Annotated in this window: 11 protein-coding genes, 1 tRNA gene and 1 pseudogene; 8 read left to right on the forward strand and 5 right to left on the reverse strand. The window is 40.1% G+C overall.

What is annotated here, in order from left to right:
• The first annotated feature begins 4 nt into the window (after positions 1 to 4).
• Genes K6V30_RS02825 through K6V30_RS02835 form a run of 3 tightly spaced genes read left to right on the forward strand, consistent with a single transcriptional unit; the run spans position 5 to position 4311 of the window.
• Positions 5 to 1744 carry an FHA domain-containing protein gene (locus K6V30_RS02825; protein WP_055269561.1) on the forward strand — a complete coding sequence of 580 codons (1740 nt, stop codon included), beginning with the start codon at positions 5 to 7 and terminating at the stop codon, positions 1742 to 1744.
• A 6-nt stretch (positions 1745 to 1750) separates the two neighbouring features.
• Entirely contained in the window at positions 1751 to 2815 is a 1065-nt protein-coding gene (locus K6V30_RS02830) for a PP2C family protein-serine/threonine phosphatase (RefSeq protein WP_055269562.1), read from the forward strand.
• Between the two features lie 14 nt (positions 2816 to 2829).
• On the forward strand, positions 2830 to 4311 hold the full coding sequence (locus tag K6V30_RS02835; protein WP_055269563.1) for a serine/threonine-protein kinase: 1482 nt from the start codon (positions 2830 to 2832) through the stop codon (positions 4309 to 4311).
• Between the two features lie 573 nt (positions 4312 to 4884).
• Here the strand turns inward: K6V30_RS02835 and K6V30_RS02840 are convergent.
• Both K6V30_RS02840 and K6V30_RS02845 read right to left on the reverse strand, forming a co-directional pair.
• Complete coding sequence (locus K6V30_RS02840; protein ID WP_055269564.1) at positions 4885 to 6054, reverse strand: hypothetical protein; 1170 nt, start codon at positions 6052 to 6054, stop codon at positions 4885 to 4887.
• A 10-nt stretch (positions 6055 to 6064) separates the two neighbouring features.
• Positions 6065 to 8017 carry a dynamin family protein gene (locus K6V30_RS02845; protein WP_055269594.1) on the reverse strand — a complete coding sequence of 651 codons (1953 nt, stop codon included), beginning with the start codon at positions 8015 to 8017 and terminating at the stop codon, positions 6065 to 6067.
• A 294-nt stretch (positions 8018 to 8311) separates the two neighbouring features.
• Here K6V30_RS02845 and K6V30_RS02850 point away from each other — a divergent pair, with 294 nt between their 5' ends.
• The 3 genes and pseudogenes from K6V30_RS02850 (at position 8312) to K6V30_RS02860 (ending at position 12165) form a co-directional block, all read left to right on the forward strand.
• Positions 8312 to 9961 carry a sigma-70 family RNA polymerase sigma factor gene (locus K6V30_RS02850; protein WP_055269565.1) on the forward strand — a complete coding sequence of 550 codons (1650 nt, stop codon included), beginning with the start codon at positions 8312 to 8314 and terminating at the stop codon, positions 9959 to 9961.
• A gap of 78 nt (positions 9962 to 10039) precedes the next feature.
• On the forward strand, positions 10040 to 10816 hold the full coding sequence (locus K6V30_RS02855) for a class I SAM-dependent methyltransferase (protein WP_055269566.1): 777 nt from the start codon (positions 10040 to 10042) through the stop codon (positions 10814 to 10816).
• 161 nt (positions 10817 to 10977) lie between these two features.
• Positions 10978 to 12165, forward strand: a pseudogene (locus tag K6V30_RS02860) (DUF418 domain-containing protein).
• 183 nt (positions 12166 to 12348) lie between these two features.
• On the opposite strand, the gene K6V30_RS02865 reads toward K6V30_RS02860, so the two are convergent.
• Positions 12349 to 12435 (reverse strand) — tRNA-Leu (locus tag K6V30_RS02865).
• A gap of 164 nt (positions 12436 to 12599) precedes the next feature.
• On the opposite strand from K6V30_RS02865, the gene K6V30_RS02870 reads away from it, so the two are divergent.
• Positions 12600 to 13682 (forward strand): mannose-1-phosphate guanylyltransferase, encoded by a 1083-nt coding sequence (locus tag K6V30_RS02870; RefSeq protein ID WP_055269569.1) that lies wholly within the window; start codon positions 12600 to 12602, stop codon positions 13680 to 13682.
• A gap of 87 nt (positions 13683 to 13769) precedes the next feature.
• Here K6V30_RS02870 and K6V30_RS02875 read toward each other — a convergent pair whose 3' ends face one another.
• Positions 13770 to 15419, reverse strand: a complete 1650-nt coding sequence (locus K6V30_RS02875; protein ID WP_055269570.1) for an AMP-binding protein — start codon at positions 15417 to 15419, stop codon at positions 13770 to 13772.
• Between the two features lie 35 nt (positions 15420 to 15454).
• Complete coding sequence (locus K6V30_RS02880) at positions 15455 to 16030, reverse strand: helix-turn-helix domain-containing protein (protein WP_008761981.1); 576 nt, start codon at positions 16028 to 16030, stop codon at positions 15455 to 15457.
• A gap of 405 nt (positions 16031 to 16435) precedes the next feature.
• On the opposite strand from K6V30_RS02880, the gene K6V30_RS02885 reads away from it, so the two are divergent.
• A complete protein-coding gene (locus K6V30_RS02885) occupies positions 16436 to 19060 on the forward strand; it encodes a hypothetical protein (protein ID WP_055269571.1) in 2625 nt (874 codons plus the stop codon).
• Positions 19061 to 19062 lie beyond the last annotated feature (2 nt).

Raw genomic sequence — 19062 nt, forward strand, 5'->3', positions numbered from 1 at the left:
TAGTATGGATACACAAAATTACAAACGTACCCTAGCCGGCTCAGTAGGTGCCGGTATGGGAGCATTGATGGGTGCCTCAGGCAGAACTTACTTCATTCTGGAGCATAAGACTCCATCAAAGTATCATCAGGCAGGCGAATCTCAAAAAATCATTGTCGATCAAGTAGAGCTGGGTAGAGATGCCTCCTGCCAAGTACGCTTTGATGAAAGTTTCGAAACAGTGAGCCGCAAACACGCTGCAATTGTACGTGATGGTGAAAATTGGAAACTAATTCATCTCTCACACTCCAATCCGACATTAGTAAACGGACATCCGATTAATGGTTCTTACTATTTACAAACTGGAGATGAGATACAACTATCTGTAGGAGGACCACGTTTGGGATTTATTGTTCCGCAAGGTCGCCAAGCATTAACTTCCAGCATCGGATTGACGGAAAGAATGAGCCTTTTCCGTAAACAGGCTCTACGCCCCTACAAGACGGCATTGACCATTATGGGCATTGTTTTTGTACTGGCTGTTGCCGGTCTGGCTGCATGGAACTACAGCTTAGGTGTGAAAAATGAGTTACTGGCAGAGAAAACAGAACAACAAGAACTTCAATTAAGAGGTTATCAAAATCAGTTGGACTCACTAGGAACAGAACGCGCAACTTTAGAAACACAACAACGGGAACTAGAAGCTAAACTACGAAATAGTGATGGAAATACAGAAGCATTAAAGTCACAGTTAGCTAGTGTAAACAATCAATTAGGCAATGTAAATGCCAGTTTCTATAAAGTAAAATCTGACTTGGACAACCTTTCGAGCACCATAGCTGCTGAAAATGCAACACCAACAGCAGAAGAAGCCAGTTATAAATCACAGACAACCCAACAGGCAAAAATTCAAGATAATGTAGAATCGGATGTGGCAGAAGAACAAAACAGTAATGTTTCAAAAGATCTGAAAGATTATTATGATCACATCTATACCATTAAGATTGACCGAATAGATATAGAAAAAGACGGTATCAGTTTTGATCCAGGCATTCAACTATCAGACATAGTATGCGGAACAGGCTTTATGCTTGACAATGGTACATTTGTTACAGACAGGCAAAACGTAGAGCCGTGGGTTTTCACAAATACTGAATGGAAAGAGCTGTGGCGCAGACTATTAGCCGAATGCGTCGGAGGAGGTTGCAACGTTATTATCCATTACCGTGCATATAGTACAAAAGGTACAGGAAAACCCATTACATTTGTTAATTCCGACTTTAAAGTTGATCGCAGTTATGATGATATAACTCACGAAATAGAAGTAACAAAGTCACTTAGAATATTATTAAGGAAACAAGGAATTAAATTCACATATAGCCGTAGAAACTACGTAAAAGTCAGCATATATTCACCGACTTCTCGCAGCTACGCTTATATCAGAGGTAAAGGTACTTATGGAGAAGGAATACCTTTTGATGCAACAGCATCCGGCAATCTAAGTGGAGGTTCTGAAATTCATATGGTCGGATATACAGGTAACACTAATATCCACAATCCTATCCCGTCTCACTTCAATGACAGAACTAACATTGATGATACCAATAATGGTACTATCATATTACAGAATAGAGTAGGCGAACAAGGTTATTATGGTTCACCGGCTTTTCATTTAGACGAGGAAGGATATAAAGTTGTTGGTGTCATGGTAGGAAGTGTCCAAGGCAAAGACCGATTGGTTCCAATAAGAAATGTAATACATTAATAAATTATGTCTGAGATAGAAATTAAATTAGCGGCAGGCACTGATGTTGGTTTAGTCAGGAAAAACAACGAAGACAACTTCGTAGTAAACCGGGATTTAAGCCAATCGGAATGGATCATTCCTCAATCCTCCGAAACCATTCCATTAGGCAAGTATGGCACTTTACTGGTAGTAGCTGACGGAATGGGTGGCACTAACGCCGGAGAAGTTGCATCCGCCATTGCCATTGAGACGGTGCAAAACGCATTTACGCCAGAAAAGCTGGACAAGATCGTAACATTTGAAGGTGAGATGGCTACAGAAGAAGCTATTGAAGAATTCTTGACCAAGACTATTAAAGCCGCTGATTTAAATATTGTCAATGCAAGTAAAGAAGATAGTAGTACCCAAGGCATGGGTACTACTATTGTCATTGCCTGGATATTAAACGAAAAAGCCTATATTAGCTGGTGCGGTGATAGCCGCTGCTATGTTTTCAATGGCAATTCGGGATTCTGCCGTTTATCCAAGGACCACTCCTACGTACAAGACTTGGTCGATCAAGGCAAGCTGGATCCGGAGAATGCTTTTGACCACCCCTACAGCAATGTCATAACTCGTTGTTTAGGCGATCCGACCAATCGTTCCAATCCCGATTTCCGCTCTTACAATCTAAAAGACGATGACATTTTTCTGCTTTGCAGCGATGGTTTATGCGGTTTATGTCACGATGAAGAAATTATGCAAATCATTGAGGAAAATCAAAATGATTTGGTGGCCTGTAAAGACCAACTGATAGAAGCCGCTCTTGCTGTCGGCGGATATGACAATGTTACGATAGTACTTTGTCACATTATCCGGAAAGAGACGGACGAGCCCAAAGCTAATCTGAACAACACTGTATTCAGCAAACCGAATAACCATAAATTTCGAAAAATAGTTCTATTACTTTTTGCCTTAGCTTTGTTACTGGGGGGTTATCTTTATAAAAACCCACAGCTATATGCAAAGTGGAAAACTAAGATTGATCCGGCAGATACAGTCATTGTTGCAGAAACAGATACCTCAACGATCTCTCTTCAACCAGATTGACAAACTTAAAAAACATGCAGTTCAACAGTGGCGACATATTTGCTGAACATTATCAGCTGGAGAAAAAGTTAGGAACAGGAAGCTTCGGAGAAGTCTGGTTAGCCCGAAACACATTGGCAGATGTAGAAGTTGCCATAAAGTTTTATGGCCTGTTGGATGATAACGGCATAAAAGACTTTCGAGAGGAATTCAAACTTGCCTATAAATTGCATCATCCCAACTTATTACATCTTAATCATTTTGATGTATTCGAAAGATGTCCGTTCCTGATAATGCCTTATTGTTCCAATGGTTCCTCCGCTACCTTGATCGGTAAAATGTCCGAAAAGCAAATCTGGCATTTCATACGTGACGTATCATGCGGACTCATGTTCTTGCACAGTCAAAACCCGCCAATCATCCATCAGGATATAAAGCCCGATAATATTCTAATCGGTGATGATGGTAAATTTATCATTTCCGACTTCGGCATTAGCCGCAAATTAGAGCATACTTTCCGTAAAAGCACTAACAAAGTAGAAAGTTCCGGAACACTTGCTTATATGGGACCGGAACACTTTTCTGAGAAACCATTTATTGCAGGTACCAGCGACATATGGTCTTTAGGCATGAGTATTTATGAATTACTGACCGGTCACATATTATGGGAAGGCATGGGTGGTTGTGTCCAACTGAATGGTGCACGTATCCCAGACTTAGATAACGGCTATTCTCCCCAACTGGACCAGTTTCTTCATGCATGTCTCTCGCTTAACACATGGGATCGTCCCACCGCTCAGCAAGCTTATAACTATGCTAACTCTATGCTAAGGCAAGAAGTAAACCATCCGCATTCACCATCAGCGGTACATGCCTCAACACCTCCACTCCCACCAGCACCATCACGTTTACAAAAAAGAATTCGTCTCTCCAATATAAACAAACGCATGGCAGGATGGATTATTCTCAGCATATTATTCCTATTCATGCTGATCAAAGGAGTTTCCGCATTCTTCGGAAGTATAGAGGAAGAACGCAGATATAATGCCTGCCGGACAACAGAAGATTTCCTACATTTCCTGAATCATTATCCTGCCTCATCCCATGCAGAATTTGTGAAACAGAAAATTCGGATATTGACAGAAGACAGCATAAAAAAAGAAATACAAAAAAATAAAGTAATCGCCCCAATAAGTGTAGATACTATAGAAACGGAACAACCTAAAACGGAAGAAATAGTAGCAAAGCATCCTTCCTGGTCACGTCCAAAGCCTAAAGTAGAAATAGTTTCCCCCGCTCCTGATACAAAAAAAGTCAAAAGAGAAGAGGAAGAACATATGTTCCTCAATTGTCAGACCATAACCGATTATGAGAAATATCTGCGACAATATCCCAAAGGAAAGTTCGCTTATAAAGCCAAAAGGGCAATTCAACAAATAGAGTCCGGAATGATGGAGAGTCATCCGGCACAGGAAATACACGTCAAAAAAAGCACTAGAGTAAGTTTCAGTCTATAAGCACCAATTCCAATATATAGATTATTTTCATCCTTTTCTCTATCACCTGTCACCACTTGTGTAGTCCAAATCATTAATGCTTATCACCTGAAGTATTAATAGATAAGTTTCACTCTATCGGAACTAAACTTCCTTTTCTCTAATAGATAACTTAATTTTTACCTATTACAAACTATAAACGCAAGCTTTGTTTTTATAAACGTAACCTTCATTTATAAAAACGAAGCTTGCAATTTTACAAACGAAGCTTGCGTTTATAGATTACCATTAGAAAAAACAACTTTACTGCCCAAAGAAAGGAACTTTACTATAGGAAGAGAAGAGCTTTTCTATTAACAGACAACACGCAAACCTATAATAGATAACGAACAAACCAGCATAAACTACCAATGCAATAAAGAGCTTCAGAAGATGGTGAAAGAGAATATAAAAAATGAGAAAGTCTTTTATTTCCATCTATTATCTCCACCCACGAAGATTACTTCTTCCAAAAGAAAAAGAATGGAGACAGAATCAACCTTTTGAGTCGATTCCAATGAAAAGATTCTGATTTATATCAAATTTAAGTTATATTTAATGACTCGTTTCATCAACTTCCTTCACTTTCTTACCGCCAATAATATTCAGAATAATATTCATCGCTCCCTTTCCCACAAAAGAAGTACCTACCACGACAACTTTAGGCAAAGATTTCAGTGCCTCCTTCACGGCTGCACGCTTCGCTTTTCTTTTGGCCTTGATCCCATTTAATGAATTCATTCCATCTACCAGATAGTTACGTGTTACATAACCGATACGCAAAGTCATCAGTGAATTGACTATTCCATCACATATAGAACCTATGACTACACCCGGAATTTTCACGCCGGACAGAATACTCAAAAAGCCGGTACCTCCCGAAACGGTATCACCAATATCATCCGGATCTACATCGGCTCCATCAACAGCAGCATCGGACAAGTCTATATCGGACGCAGCATCCGAGGATGGGTCTGCCAATGATTCGAAGGGAGCAACCGAACCCATATCTTTAAAGACTTCGGATGCAACAAAAGTCATCAGAGAAGTAACCAATATATTGACGTACTGCCGGAACAGTTGTTGCCGGGTAGGACGAAAACCGGAGGCAATGATCACATCCTCTATCATCTTATAATTCATATAAAGCACTGAGACAGTATCAAGTCTTCCGTTCTGCGAGATGGCGGTAATCATAAAAACAGATTTTGCCCATTCTATAATACGACGGTTGATCCCAATGATACGGACTGAATGCATATCTTCTGCACGTGGTCCTGAAGCTTCCCGCAATTCTCCACCCTCAATACGCAATTTCAACTCATCACTCAATATCTGTACCAATTCTTCTTTATCCGTAGCATAACGTTCCAAGTCTTCACGTAGTTTCTGCTGATGCAGCTTTCTTAACTCGGGACACGTTTTATCTTTAGGTATATAATTGCAATTATCCGCCAGCTTATGCCCGAACGCTATAAGTTGTGCCGTATCCCACTCTCCGTCAATAGACAAAGCCGGAATCTGCGGAGCACGATGCACCCGGATCACCGGACGTATAACGACAGCATAAAATACAATCAGAATCAATGCGTAAAAAGCATACTCTGCCCATGCTACATGAGATAAGGAAGCGATTTTCTCACCTATTATAATGATATTACCCAACAATAATATCACAAAAGAGCCTAAAAACAGGAGGGTGATAATTAATAAATTTCGTTTCATAGACCTATTCTTATCTTATTGAATCTTTAAAACTCTGAACTTGTGTGTTTATCGACCGAAGCAATGCGTCTTTCCTGTCAAATTCTTCTTTATCAGGAACCAATTCTCCCAGATACGCCTCTTTTTGCCGTTCCAGAAAATCAATGATACACTGCTTACGTACAGGTACATACTGATCATAAAGATCATTGGCAGCTTTGCATATACTCTTCCCGACAGTCAACTGAAGATACCCCTTGACTGTTCTTCCCGTATGCGTATGATCGATTCCGGTGATGCACTCCAGCGCCTTCTTCAGAAAATGTTGAATTTCCGCTATCGAATACGTTCCGAAAGGATTGGGGATTCCGATATGTGGAACCGTCGGATGATTGATATTCTTCACATCAAAAGCCCCCTGTAAATCAAAATCGACCATCGGGAAATCTGCTACTTGCGACACTGATTCAAAAGTCATACAACCTTTTTGTTTCAAGAAAGCATTCATCTTCTCTATAAAAGACACATCATCTTTCAAATTAGACAATTTCCGCAGATACTGCCGGACCAGGCTATGTTCATGAGAATCAAGAAACTTGCTTTTTATTGCCGCTGACGAATCAGCCATAAACTTTGTAACAATGGCGCGGGTCGCCTCCTTTCCCTTTGCTCCACCTGCATAGGCGGAATTGCATGCGGAGTCATAATACTCCTTCACGATTTCCACAAACTCTTTCAAATCATCATCAATATACACTTGCACCATTTTCCTAAAATCACCCCCATCATAACCAAGCTCATTTGCCTGATGAAGTAATTCGTCAAACGAAGCTGCCGCAGCCCGGTATTCTTCATCGATTGCTTTCTGTTTGCCTATCAGGTCACTGACTGAGTTATCCAGTTTTTCCAATTGGTTCAGTGTTCTTCCTATTACACTTCGCAGACGTATGTCAGTACTATTAGAGATTACCTTGCCATACAAGTCCTTCTCAAATTCCTGAAACTTCGCAGCTTCTTCCTGAAGGTTTTCCACCCCTTCATAACTGGCAGCATCCGCCACTTTGCCCAAGTTCAAGCTGTATATACTCCCCTTTAACTGGAAATTCCGTCTCCCCATTTCATTCTCTGCAAATTCTACCTGCGCTTTAATGACTGCCTGCTTCTCCTCTTCCGAATGCCAGTAGGCCGCTTCAAACACGTTATGCAGAAGACAAACCGGAACTTTCGGATTATTCTCCTGCAACAATTTCAGAAAACGATTGGAAACCTTCGATATAGCAGAATTTGAACTTTGCACAAATATCACGAAATCTGCCCTTTGAGAAATCGTTTCATAAATGGGATTATCCAGATTTGCATATCCACCGTCCAGTCCGGGCATATCCACCAAAAATATATTATCTTTCAGAAGCTCCCCACCGGACGTTGTTATAGATGTCACCAACGTATGATCCGCATTAATTACGCTTTCTTCCAAAGCCAGTGAAACACAGGCATCCAAATTAATATCATTCAGTTCTTTCTTCTCGATACCTATCTCGGGAATGTTTTCCAGTTTCTCAAATCCGCGCAGACTATCAATGACCGAGTCAAACTGTTCCAACTTTTTGACTTTATCGGCGGTAGAGAAGATGGAAGTAATGGATTCTTCCTGTCCTTTTGATATGATAGAAGGACGCACCGTACACTCCAGAAAATGAGTGGGGCTGACATGAGCGTGTGCTATCAGATTGACTAAAGTAGATTTTCCCGATTTCACAGGTCCAACCACCAATATAAGAAAAGAGCCTCCGTCAAATTCAGAAGCACGATTTGTCAGTTTCTGAATAGACTTATAAACAATCTCCAGGTCCTTTATCCTCCCCGCTATCTCCAGTGTTGACATCAATTCCTGAGATTTATTCTTCAGTATATTCAAGAATACCCTGAGCTCCGGCAGAGACATTGTTTCTACTTTTTCTTCTATAAATTTGTATTTACTCATAAACAAGAATTTCAATGATAGCGCAACCGCTGTTCCATGCATTATTATAATATTGAGATAAAGTTAGCAGTTTGCCGGGAAATAAAAAATGTATAGCCCACAAAAAAGTAAATTACTGGCGGTAAAGTTCTATTATTTGATGAGAACGGACTCTTAAACCGCTAAAAATCATGAAGTAACTAAGCGTCTCACTTCTTTGTATCCAACATGTTGCCACATATTATAAATGTTAAAACAGAAAGAGTCATGCAGTCTTTCGGGTTTCTATCCATCACATTAAAATAATACATGCACATGGATATAAAAGAACTTGTAGATTTATGTAAAGAAGGCGATGAGCTGGCTTTGGGCCTGCTTTATAAAACTTATTCGGGCAAGATGATGAAAATATGCCTTCATTATGTGCCAGACAAACAAATCGCACAAGATCTCCTACACGACGGATTCATTGTCATTTTCACTTCGATTGATTCACTGCGTACCCCTGAGAAACTGGAAAGTTGGATGGGGGCAATCATGAAGAATATATCACTAAGATATCTTAACCAAAATAGCGCAAACACTTCTATTTCCCTATCAGACATTGCGGAAGAAGAGGAACCTGTCGATAATCCTCCATTATCTGATTCCATTCCTTATGATAAGATAGCAGAAATGGTCGAGAAGTTACCGGAAGGATATAGCAAAGTATTCAAACTGGCAATATTGGAAGGTTTGTCTCACAAGGAAATAGGAAAACTGCTGAATATAGCTCCGCATTCCTCCTCTTCCCAATTATTCAGGGCAAAAGGATTACTTAAAAAGATGATTTCTGATTACAAACAGATTCTCATATTAGTGATTTTGTTCCTTTTCCCAATGATACATGACTATTTGGACTGGAAAAGAAGAGATACTAAAACTAATCATTGGGCGAAAAATGTTATCCGGAAATCGAAAATAGAGAAGAAGCCGGAAAATGAAAATACAATTTCTTCCAGATATATCCCCCATTACAAAGAAGAGGAGCATTATAATATCACTTTAACAAATCTTCCCCGATTGGCATCAGACACAGCCGCAACAATATCATCTGCCATCTCTGAAAGAAAAGACCCGGCAGATAAACTGCCTGCCGTAAAACCGTCTTTTATATGGGAGCCTACAGACCAAACGATTGCCTTCTCATATTCAAGCCGAAAATTTGCCTCACCCCCAAAGAAGAAAGCAGGAAAATGGAAAATAATGTTGGCAGGGTCAGTTGGGCCTCAGCTGGCACAAAACCTATATAAGTTGATAGCAACACCACACTCTGACGGTTTGGAAAGTGGGCTCCCCCAACAAGTCAATACCTGGGAAGAATATTATGACTATTTAAACACCCGCCATCAAGAAGGGACTTTAGGTGATTCGCTGACGCTAATGACAATTGCCAAGAACAATAGTGGAAGGATTATAGAACATCAGCATCATGATACCCCTATCACTTTCGGGCTCTCATTCAACAAAAAACTCAGCCACCACTGGAGCATAGAAACCGGACTGCAATATACCTATCTAAAATCAGAGTTCACCACAGGAAAAGAATACCGCATTCAGGAAACACAGAAGCTCCATTATATCGGTATCCCTTTCCGTATTTCTTACCGACTTGGAAATTACAAACGGCTCTCATTCTACTCGACAGCCGGTTTCCAAATGGAGATCCCGTTAAAAAGTACACTGCATACTTCCCATGTAACAGACAGTGTACCCATTAATTTAGGTTATCAGACATTAGAGGCGCCTTTACAATGGTCAGTCAATGCAAGCGCAGGTGTACAATATCAGTTTACACCCCATACCAGCATCTACATAGAACCAACTATCAATTATTATATTCCCGATGGAAGTTCATTGCGTACCATCCGAAAAGAACATCCGGTTACGTTCACCGTTCCTGTAGGTATTCGTTTTTCCTGGTAAAAAGTCATTCTGTCATGCAGTCTTCTGGCCGATCGTGAATCATAACTATAGAAACCCTAGAAACAATTGACAAATCAAATGCAGGAACGACATACAAACCGCGAACGTTATTTTGAGGAACAAGCTCACACTACGAGAAATTATTATATACCTTATATAAAAAAGAATATCGGCAACCTGCCAAACAAGGTATTGGAAGTAGGATGTGGCGAAGGAGGAAATCTGCTTCCTTTCGCTGAACTAGGTTGTGACACCATTGGAATCGATATTGCCGTCTCGCGAATTGAACAGGCAAAAAACTTCTTCATTACCAAAAAGCAAAAAGGAACTTTTATTGCTTCTGATATCTTCTTATTAAATGATTTACAGAAACATTTCCCGCTTATCCTCATACATGATGTAATAGAACACATCGACAACAAAGAGTTATTTCTGCACAGCTTAAAGAATTATCTATCTCCCAACGGTGTTATCTTCATCGCTTTTCCTGCCTGGCAAATGCCATTTGGCGGTCATCAGCAGATTGCACGAAGTAAAGTTATCTCTCATATGCCATTTATCCATCTGTTACCTCGCATTTTATATCAAGGAATTTTGAGAATCTTCAGTGAACAAGAAAGCACGATCCAAGAATTGCTAACCATCAAACAGACCAGATGTACAATAGAAATGCTGCGAAAAACAGTAAAACAGACTGGCTATCAAATCATCAATGAACAGTTATACTTCATCAACCCGCACTACAAAATTAAATTTGGACTAGCCCCACGCAAACTAAACAGAATAATCGCACATATTCCTTTCATAAGAAATGTATTCAGTACCAGTTGTTTCTATTTGATAAAACCAACATAGCATGGTTCAACTATAAAACATTGCCTTTTCCAAGATGCTACAAAGCCCCTGAAGGTCATATTTTGTTCTTTATTGAACAGTATTTTTCCTGAAATATGGAGGGCGTACGTTAAATTTGCATCTGAAATAAAAAACATGTTAACATTATAACTCTAAAAAGTATGCACTTATCTAGTACACTACCCAGTAATAATCGTATCGAAATAGCAGATGTATTACGTGGTTTTGCCGTAATGGGGATTACTCTTATCCATTTTATCGAACGGTTCAGTCTTAATAGCTTTCCGGAAGAAACCTGCAACTTTCTGATATTTACAGACAGAGTAATCTAGGACAGTGTGTTTTTTACCTTCTCCGGTAAAGCCTACTGCATTTTCGCATTGCTTTTTGGATTTAGCTTTTTTATTCAAGACAACTCACAAAAACAAAAAGGAAAAGATTTTCGTGGTCGATTTGCCTGGCGGTTAGTATTACTTCTTTTTATAGCCTGCATCAATTCTGCCCTATTTCCCGGTGAAATATTGATACTCTATGCATTGTTGGGCTATGTATTGATCGCAGTCTGTCGGCTTTCTACCCGCACAGTCACAATCATAGCAGTTATTCTTCTCCTGCAGCCTATTGAGTTGGGACAAATAATTTATGCACTCATCAACCCCGACTATATTATCAATGCTGATCTTGATGCTCCATACTGGGAGTTAGTCAATGCTGCTCAAAAAGAAGGTTCTTTCCTCGAAATGTGCAAAACTGCCATATGGACGGGTAATGTTGCCAATATGGGTTGGATGCTATTACACGGAAGAGTTACTCAAACCGCCGGTCTGTTTATGGTAGGTATGATAATTGGGCGTAGCAACGCGTTTCTCTATTCAGAAAAGAATATAAAAATCTGGATTAAAGTATTCATCATAGCCGTTACCGCTTTTTTCCCCATTTATGGTTTGATAAATATACTCCCCGACTTTATAAGTCGCGAAGCACTACTTGTACCTTCTGTCCTTCTATGCAAGTCACTGTCAAATATTGCATTTACAGGAATCATGTTTGCAGGTATCATACTGGTTTATTACCTGACAACCCTTAAGAATGTTCTTCATAAATTTGCACCTTATGGACGCATGAGCTTGACCAACTACCTGTCACAATCTTTAATCGGAGGGTTCTTGTTTTACAACTGGGGATTAGGACTTTATCTGCATACAGGCATTACAGCATGTATTCTTATCGGTGTAAGTGTATTCTTTATACAATACTTTTTCTGCAATTGGTGGCTTCGTTCACATCGTCAGGGTCCATTAGAATGGCTATGGAAGAAAGCAACCTGGATAAAGGTAGGTAAGGGATAAATGATACTGAGAGATAAGAAAAGGTGCAATTCATCGTAAAAGTGAATTGCACCTTTTTAGTATTTTTGCTGCAAATAACACAGTCTATAGAAAATATCGGGAAACTTCTGATAGTGCACATTAGAAAGAAATGCCCTATAACAAAAAAGCTAAGTAATTGATTACTCAATTCTTAGCTTTTCGTGGTACCCAGACCCGGGGTCGAACCGGGATGGAAGTGAATCCACTGGTGTTTGAGACCAGCGCGTCTACCGATTCCGCCATCTGGGCATGCTTGATTTCTCAATTGCGGTGCAAAGATACGACAATATTTTGATTCCACAATAGTTTGAGTAAAAAAAGGAGCAAAAAATAATAAAACATGCCCCAAAGACTTCTGTATTTAGAGAATAAACCGTACATTAGCAAAAACATTTAAAAATAGAGTCACTATCATGACAAACATGGATAATTATTGCGTGATTATGGGTGGTGGTATCGGTAGCCGTTTCTGGCCGTTTAGCCGCAAAACATTGCCCAAACAATTTCTTGACTTCTTCGGAACCGGTCGTTCACTCCTGCAACAGACCTTCGACCGCTTTCAAAAAGTAATCCCGACCGAAAATATTCTTATTGTTACCAATGCAATGTATGCCGATCTGGTAAAGGAACAACTTCCCGAATTGGATGAGAAACAGATATTATTGGAACCGGCAAGAAGAAATACGGCTCCATGCATCGCATGGGCTGCCTATCATATCCGTGCTTTAAACCCGAATGCGAATATCGTAGTTGCCCCCTCAGATCATCTGATTTTAAAGGAAGAAGAATTTCGTGCCGCAATCATTAAAGGATTGGGATTCGTCTCTCACTCTGAGAAGTTACTGACATTGGGAATCAAACCCAACCGACCTGAAACCGGATATGGCTATATACAAATTGACGAACCAACTGGCGATGGCTTCTACAAAGTAAAGACATTCACCGAGAAACCGGAGTTGGAATTGGCAAAAGTATTCGTAGAAAGCGGTGAATTTTACTGGAATTCCGGATTATTCATGTGGAATGTCAATACTATCATAAAAGCCACAGAAATCCTTCTTCCCGAATTAGCATCCAAACTGGCACCAGGAAAAAACATCTATGCCACCGACAAAGAAAAAGCATTTATTGAAGAAAACTTCCCTGCATGTCCCAATGTTTCCATCGACTTCGGCATCATGGAAAAAGCAGACAATGTATATGTATCTTTGGGCGACTTTGGATGGTCTGATCTGGGCACATGGGGATCACTCTACGATTTGTCAGAAAGAGACCGGGAAGGCAATGTAACGTTAAAAAGCCATTCTTTGATATACAATGGAAAAGATAATATGATCGTACTCCCTAAAGGTAAACTCGCCGTAATCGATGGACTGGAAGGATATCTGATAGCTGAATCGGACAATGTCCTGCTAATTTGCCGTAAAGACGAAGAACATTCCATCCGCAAGTATGTAAATGACGCCCAGATGCAACTGGGAGACGATTTCATTTAAGAATGAAGAACTAAAAATGAAGAATGAAGAATCAGCTGCGCTATATGCTGCATAGCAATTCTTCATTCTTCATTTTTAGTTCTTCATTTAAATAATTTCTATCCCCTGCTCCTTACAAAGTTGCAGTCCAAGGTCTTTCAATCTGAATTTCTGAATTTTACCGCTACCTGTCATCGGGAATTCTTTCACAAAGAAGACATATTTCGGTATTTTATAACGGGAAATCTTATTCTTACAGAAATCACGTACATCTGACTCATGCATTTCCACTCCTTCCTGTAAGATGATAAATGCACCAACCGCTTCACCATATTTCTTAGAGGGAATACCTGCTACCTGAACATCCTTTACTCCATCAAGCTTATAAAGAAATTCTTCAATTTCACGCGGATAGATATTTTCACCACCGCGAATAATCATATCCTTGATACGCCCGGTGATCCGGTAATTTCCGTCTTCATCTTTAATACCCAAATCGCCCGAATGCAAGAAGTTATCTTTATCAATCACTTCAGCCGTAGCTTCCGGGTTTTTATAATATCCTTTCATCGTATTATATCCACGGTTGCACATTTCTCCCTGCACACCTACCGGACATTCTTCTCCAGTTTCGGGATCAATTACTCTGACTTCAGTAAATTCAAAGTCACGTCCTACCGTATTACAACGTACATCAAACGAATCATCGATGCGGGTTGCAGTCATACCGGGAGCTGTTTCTGTCAGTCCGTATACACTGGTAACCTTCATATACATCTTTTCTTCTACCTGTTTCATCAGTTCAACCGGACACAACGAACCGGCCATTATGCCAGTACGCAAACAAGACATATCGAACAGATCAAACATCGGATGGTGCAACTCGGCAATAAACATAGTAGGCACCCCGTAGAGGGCCGTACAGCGTTCTTTATGAATGGACGCCAGCACTACCAGCGGATCAAACCGCTCTACCATCACTTGCGTACAACCATGAGTCAGACAGTTCATCGTAGCCAACACCACTCCAAAACAATGGAACAGCGGCACACAACAACAAAGTTTATCATCAGCCGTAAACTTCATGTGTTCACCAGTCAGAAAACCGTTGTTGGCAATATTATAATGAGTCAGCATCACTCCCTTCGGAAAACCGGTAGTTCCTGATGTATACTGCATATTTACCACATCATGGCAATCTACCTGATTTTTGAGTTCAGTCAGACGGTCATCTTCCACATTATTCCCCAATAGCAATATCTCAGCCGTATTATACATTCCCCGATGTTTTTCCTGACCGACATATACCACGTTCTTCATATATGGGAAACGTTCACTCTTCAAATGACCGCGTTCGCAGGTTTTCAATTCAGGAAGCATCGTGTACGTCATTTGCACAAAGTCACTGTCCTTTTCGCCATTAACGATACAAAGTGTATGCATATCAGAATTCTGGCAAAGATATTCCAGTTCAGACTGCTTATAATTCGTATTTACTGTGACGTATACCGCACCAATCTTGGCACAGGCATACAGCAATGTCAGCCAATCGGGCACGTTCGCTGCCCATATGCCGACATGAGTACCACGTTCCACACCAACAGCGATCAGTCCTTTCGCCATATCATCCACACGCTGGTTCAGCTGACTCCAGGTAAAACGAAGATTACGGTCGGAATATACGATATATTCCTTATCGGGAGTCTCTTCGGCCCAATGTTCCAGCCATTGTCCAAGAGTACGTTCAAATAATTGCATGAGATTATTCTTAATATTTGATACCTGATATTTTTTTAAATCGGTGTGTAGACTACAGCCAATATTTTAGCAGCCTGTCCCTCGTAAGCATGTACATGATGGGGAACGATGGAATCATAATAGATGCTATCACCTTCTTCCAGCAAATAGGTATTTTTACCATAACTGATTTCCATAACCCCTTCCATGACCATAATAAACTCTTCTCCCTCATGAGAAGAAAGCACAAAGTCGCTGTCCTCTGTCGGCATCACATCAATGATAAATGGTTCCATGTGACGGTCCGCTTTCGATTTAGACAACGAATGATATTCCATATGCTTGCGTGAATGAATCGCATTATTGGAAAAACTGATGGCATCTTTAGCCTCTTTTTTACGGCATACCACAGGACCGATTTCATCCTGATCATCAAGAAAAGTACCCAGACGCACGCCTAACACACGCGCTATTTTAATTAGTGGTGCAAGCGAAGGTATATCGATATTATTCTCAATACGTTCGATCTGCTCGATAGCCAAACCCGAACGCTGTGCCAATTCTTCTATACTTATTGATTTATCTTCCCGGAGCGCTTTAATTTTCTCTCCAACAATCTTACTCGTATCCATATTGAAAGTTTTTTAGTTAGCAAAGGTGATAAATTAGAATAATTAGGTTGCAAAAATAGCAAAATCTTTAGATGAACACAATTATAATCCTAAAATATCTCCCATAATATATCTCTTTTCACCTACCTGCCTTGAAAATGGATTAAGTAATATATAGACTGGAGATTAACACTAATTAAACTCGGAATTTTCATATTATCATTATTTTTTCCTTTCTTGTAAAACTATAGATCATAAGTACTTATTGTTAAACCTCTAAATATATATAGCTTATGAACACACACAATCAATTCACAGTCATTATGGTCCAACTGTTCATTTTGCAACTATTCGTGACTAAACAAGTATAGTTATGTTAACATTTGACGTTCCACTACCTTCAAATTACTAATCACTCAAAACGCAATGAATCGGCGCCCCATAATCACCCTCCTTTGCCTCCTATCAAGTATAGCCGTGCAAATTCATAGCCAGCAAATTGCGGATTCGATATTCGCAACTTACTTTGCCCGTTCACAAGCCTACGCTGATGCATATCCACGCGAGAAGGCCTATCTACATTTGGACAACACCAGTTACTACATCGGAGACACAATATGGTATAAGGCATACGTAGTAACGGCCGAGCAAAACCAGCCTAGCCCAATCAGTACCCCACTTTATGTAGAACTATTAGACCAACTAGGAAATACTGCCGAACGACAAATTATACAGTTGCGGGATGGAGAAGGAGAAGGACAATTCATACTGACAAAAGCCTTATTCTCCGGTTTTTATGAGATTAGGGCTTATACGAAATGGATGTTGGCATTCAGTGAAAAGCAATATTTCTCGCGTACGATCCCTGTATATAGAAAACGGAGGAGCGAAGTAGACGAAAACCGGAGCATCATCACCTACCGAATGGACGAATCTATGAAGCAACGTCCACGTTCAAAAGAAAAAGATTTCATGATTCGATTCTTCCCGGAAGGTGGACAATTAGTAGAGGGAATACCTTCAGTCGTTGCATTCGAAGCGACAAGTAAAGAAGAAGGTACAGTAGGCATTTCAGGAACTGTTTATGGGCCGGATGATGTAGAACTTGCGCAATTTACAACCCTCCACAACGGTATGGGATGCTTTATATACACCCCTACAGACAAACAAGCCAAAGCTGTAGTGACCTATCAAGATAAAAAATACTCATTTCAGCTGCCAAAGGCATTACCCAGAGGATATGTGCTAAATGTGACATCTAAAGAAAAAGCATTAGTCATCAAAGTTCTCAGAAATTCGACAAGTCTCAAAGATACACTGGCTTTATTCATATCACATCAAGGACGTCCGCTCATGTATCAGACCATTGATTTTAAAGATCAAACAGTATATCATCTCCCGTTATCCACTCAGGGATTGCCGGGAGGAGTCATACAACTCTCTTTAATGAATAGCAATGGGGCAACGCTATGCGAGCGTTTTTGCTATGTGATGCCTTCTCCATCTTTACAGTTAACAGCCACATCCCCCAATGCATTGTACTATCCTTTTGAACCTATTGAATACCATATCTCAATGAAAGACAATACCGGTAAACCGATACAAGGACACTTTTCCGTAGCCATCCGAGACGCTTTACAATCAGATTTCCAACGATTCGATCAGACGATTTATACAGATTTGCTGCTTACATCAGATCTGAAAGGATATATCCATCAACCCGGATATTATTTCGTAGACCATTCCCCCAAGCGGAGAGTGGCACTAGACATCTTACTGATGATTCACGGATGGAGAAAATATGATATAAGCCAAGCCATCAGTAGTATTCCCCAAAAGCCTGCCTATTTGCCAGAAACAAGGTTAACCTTACACGGACAGATAACATCTTTTCTAAGAAACAAAGAACAGAAAGATATACTTGTAAGTGTTATTGCCCGACAAGACACAGTATCGGCAGCAGGCTTTACTCTCACAGACTCTTTGGGATTTTTCCATATCCCAATGGATACCTTTACTGGATCCATGAGTGCAATCTTCCAAACTCGCCGGAAAGGGAAAAAGTTGAATCGGAAAACAAACATATTACTTTTTCGTAACTTTGCACCTGATTTGCGTAAGTATAGCTACGAAGAGTTCCATCCAAAATGGGAAGACATAAGTGCTCTTAGTTGGTGGAGCCATCTCTCCGATTCTCTTTATTTAGATTCTATTATAGGACACGATGCCCACGTATTGAATCAGGTTATGGTGAAAGCCAAGCGTACAAAATACAAAAAAATTCTCGCTTTTGAACAATCTGTCAGAGCCTATTATGATATACCGAAGGAATTGGACCAGATACGTGATGGAGGAGGATTCATGGATTATTTTCCTTGGTTAATGGCGACACTGAATTCTAATATTCAAGTAAAATCCAGTTGGGATGCAGATTTTCCATTGTTGACCATGTCATATAACGGTCATCCAATGCTATGTACGGTAAATGGAGTCCTTTATCCGATATTTGATCGAGAACTTTTTATAGATAAAAGCATTGATGCAATAAAATCTGTTATGATTTGCGACGGTCCGTCAGCTACAGCCGGAATAGATGACGACAAGACTTTTTATCTAAGTGATGAAAGCCTACAACAACATTTGGAAACTTCCAGACTTTCCCCTTTTGAAGAAAAAGCCTTAAAAAGTTATCTAGATTCCCCCTTTTCCTTTGATAGAAAAAAGAATAGCTATGCAATTTGCTATATCACTACTATCGACAATTGGGACCCGGAAAAGAAGTACCAGTCACGTGGTATTCGAAACACACAAATCCAAGGTTACTCCCAACCTATCGAATTTTATTCACCCTATTATCCGGATATCAGTAAAGGACAAGGCAATGACCACCGCCGTACAATCTATTGGAACCCTAAAGTTACCACTGACAAGAATGGAAAAGCCATCATTCGCTGTAATAATGCGAACTCGTCTACATTCCTGACAATTAGTTGTGAAGCACTATACAACGGACAGCCGGCTGCAATCAATGTGCACAGCATAAAATACTAATC

This window comes from Bacteroides faecis, assembly GCF_020091505.1.
GTDB classification, from domain to species: domain Bacteria; phylum Bacteroidota; class Bacteroidia; order Bacteroidales; family Bacteroidaceae; genus Bacteroides; species Bacteroides faecis.

What these genes read in the sequence shown, in the direction of transcription:
- K6V30_RS02825 (WP_055269561.1), top strand. Translation starts at nt 5, where the DNA reads ATGGATACACAAAATTACAAACGTACCCTAGCCGGCTCAGTAGGTGCC.
- K6V30_RS02830 (WP_055269562.1), top strand. Translation starts at nt 1,751, where the DNA reads ATGTCTGAGATAGAAATTAAATTAGCGGCAGGCACTGATGTTGGTTTA.
- K6V30_RS02835 (WP_055269563.1), top strand. Translation starts at nt 2,830, where the DNA reads ATGCAGTTCAACAGTGGCGACATATTTGCTGAACATTATCAGCTGGAG.
- K6V30_RS02840 (WP_055269564.1), bottom strand. Translation starts at nt 6,054, where the DNA reads ATGAAACGAAATTTATTAATTATCACCCTCCTGTTTTTAGGCTCTTTT.
- K6V30_RS02845 (WP_055269594.1), bottom strand. Translation starts at nt 8,017, where the DNA reads ATGAGTAAATACAAATTTATAGAAGAAAAAGTAGAAACAATGTCTCTG.
- K6V30_RS02850 (WP_055269565.1), top strand. Translation starts at nt 8,312, where the DNA reads ATGGATATAAAAGAACTTGTAGATTTATGTAAAGAAGGCGATGAGCTG.
- K6V30_RS02855 (WP_055269566.1), top strand. Translation starts at nt 10,040, where the DNA reads ATGCAGGAACGACATACAAACCGCGAACGTTATTTTGAGGAACAAGCT.
- K6V30_RS02870 (WP_055269569.1), top strand. Translation starts at nt 12,600, where the DNA reads ATGACAAACATGGATAATTATTGCGTGATTATGGGTGGTGGTATCGGT.
- K6V30_RS02875 (WP_055269570.1), bottom strand. Translation starts at nt 15,419, where the DNA reads ATGCAATTATTTGAACGTACTCTTGGACAATGGCTGGAACATTGGGCC.
- K6V30_RS02880 (WP_008761981.1), bottom strand. Translation starts at nt 16,030, where the DNA reads ATGGATACGAGTAAGATTGTTGGAGAGAAAATTAAAGCGCTCCGGGAA.
- K6V30_RS02885 (WP_055269571.1), top strand. Translation starts at nt 16,436, where the DNA reads ATGAATCGGCGCCCCATAATCACCCTCCTTTGCCTCCTATCAAGTATA.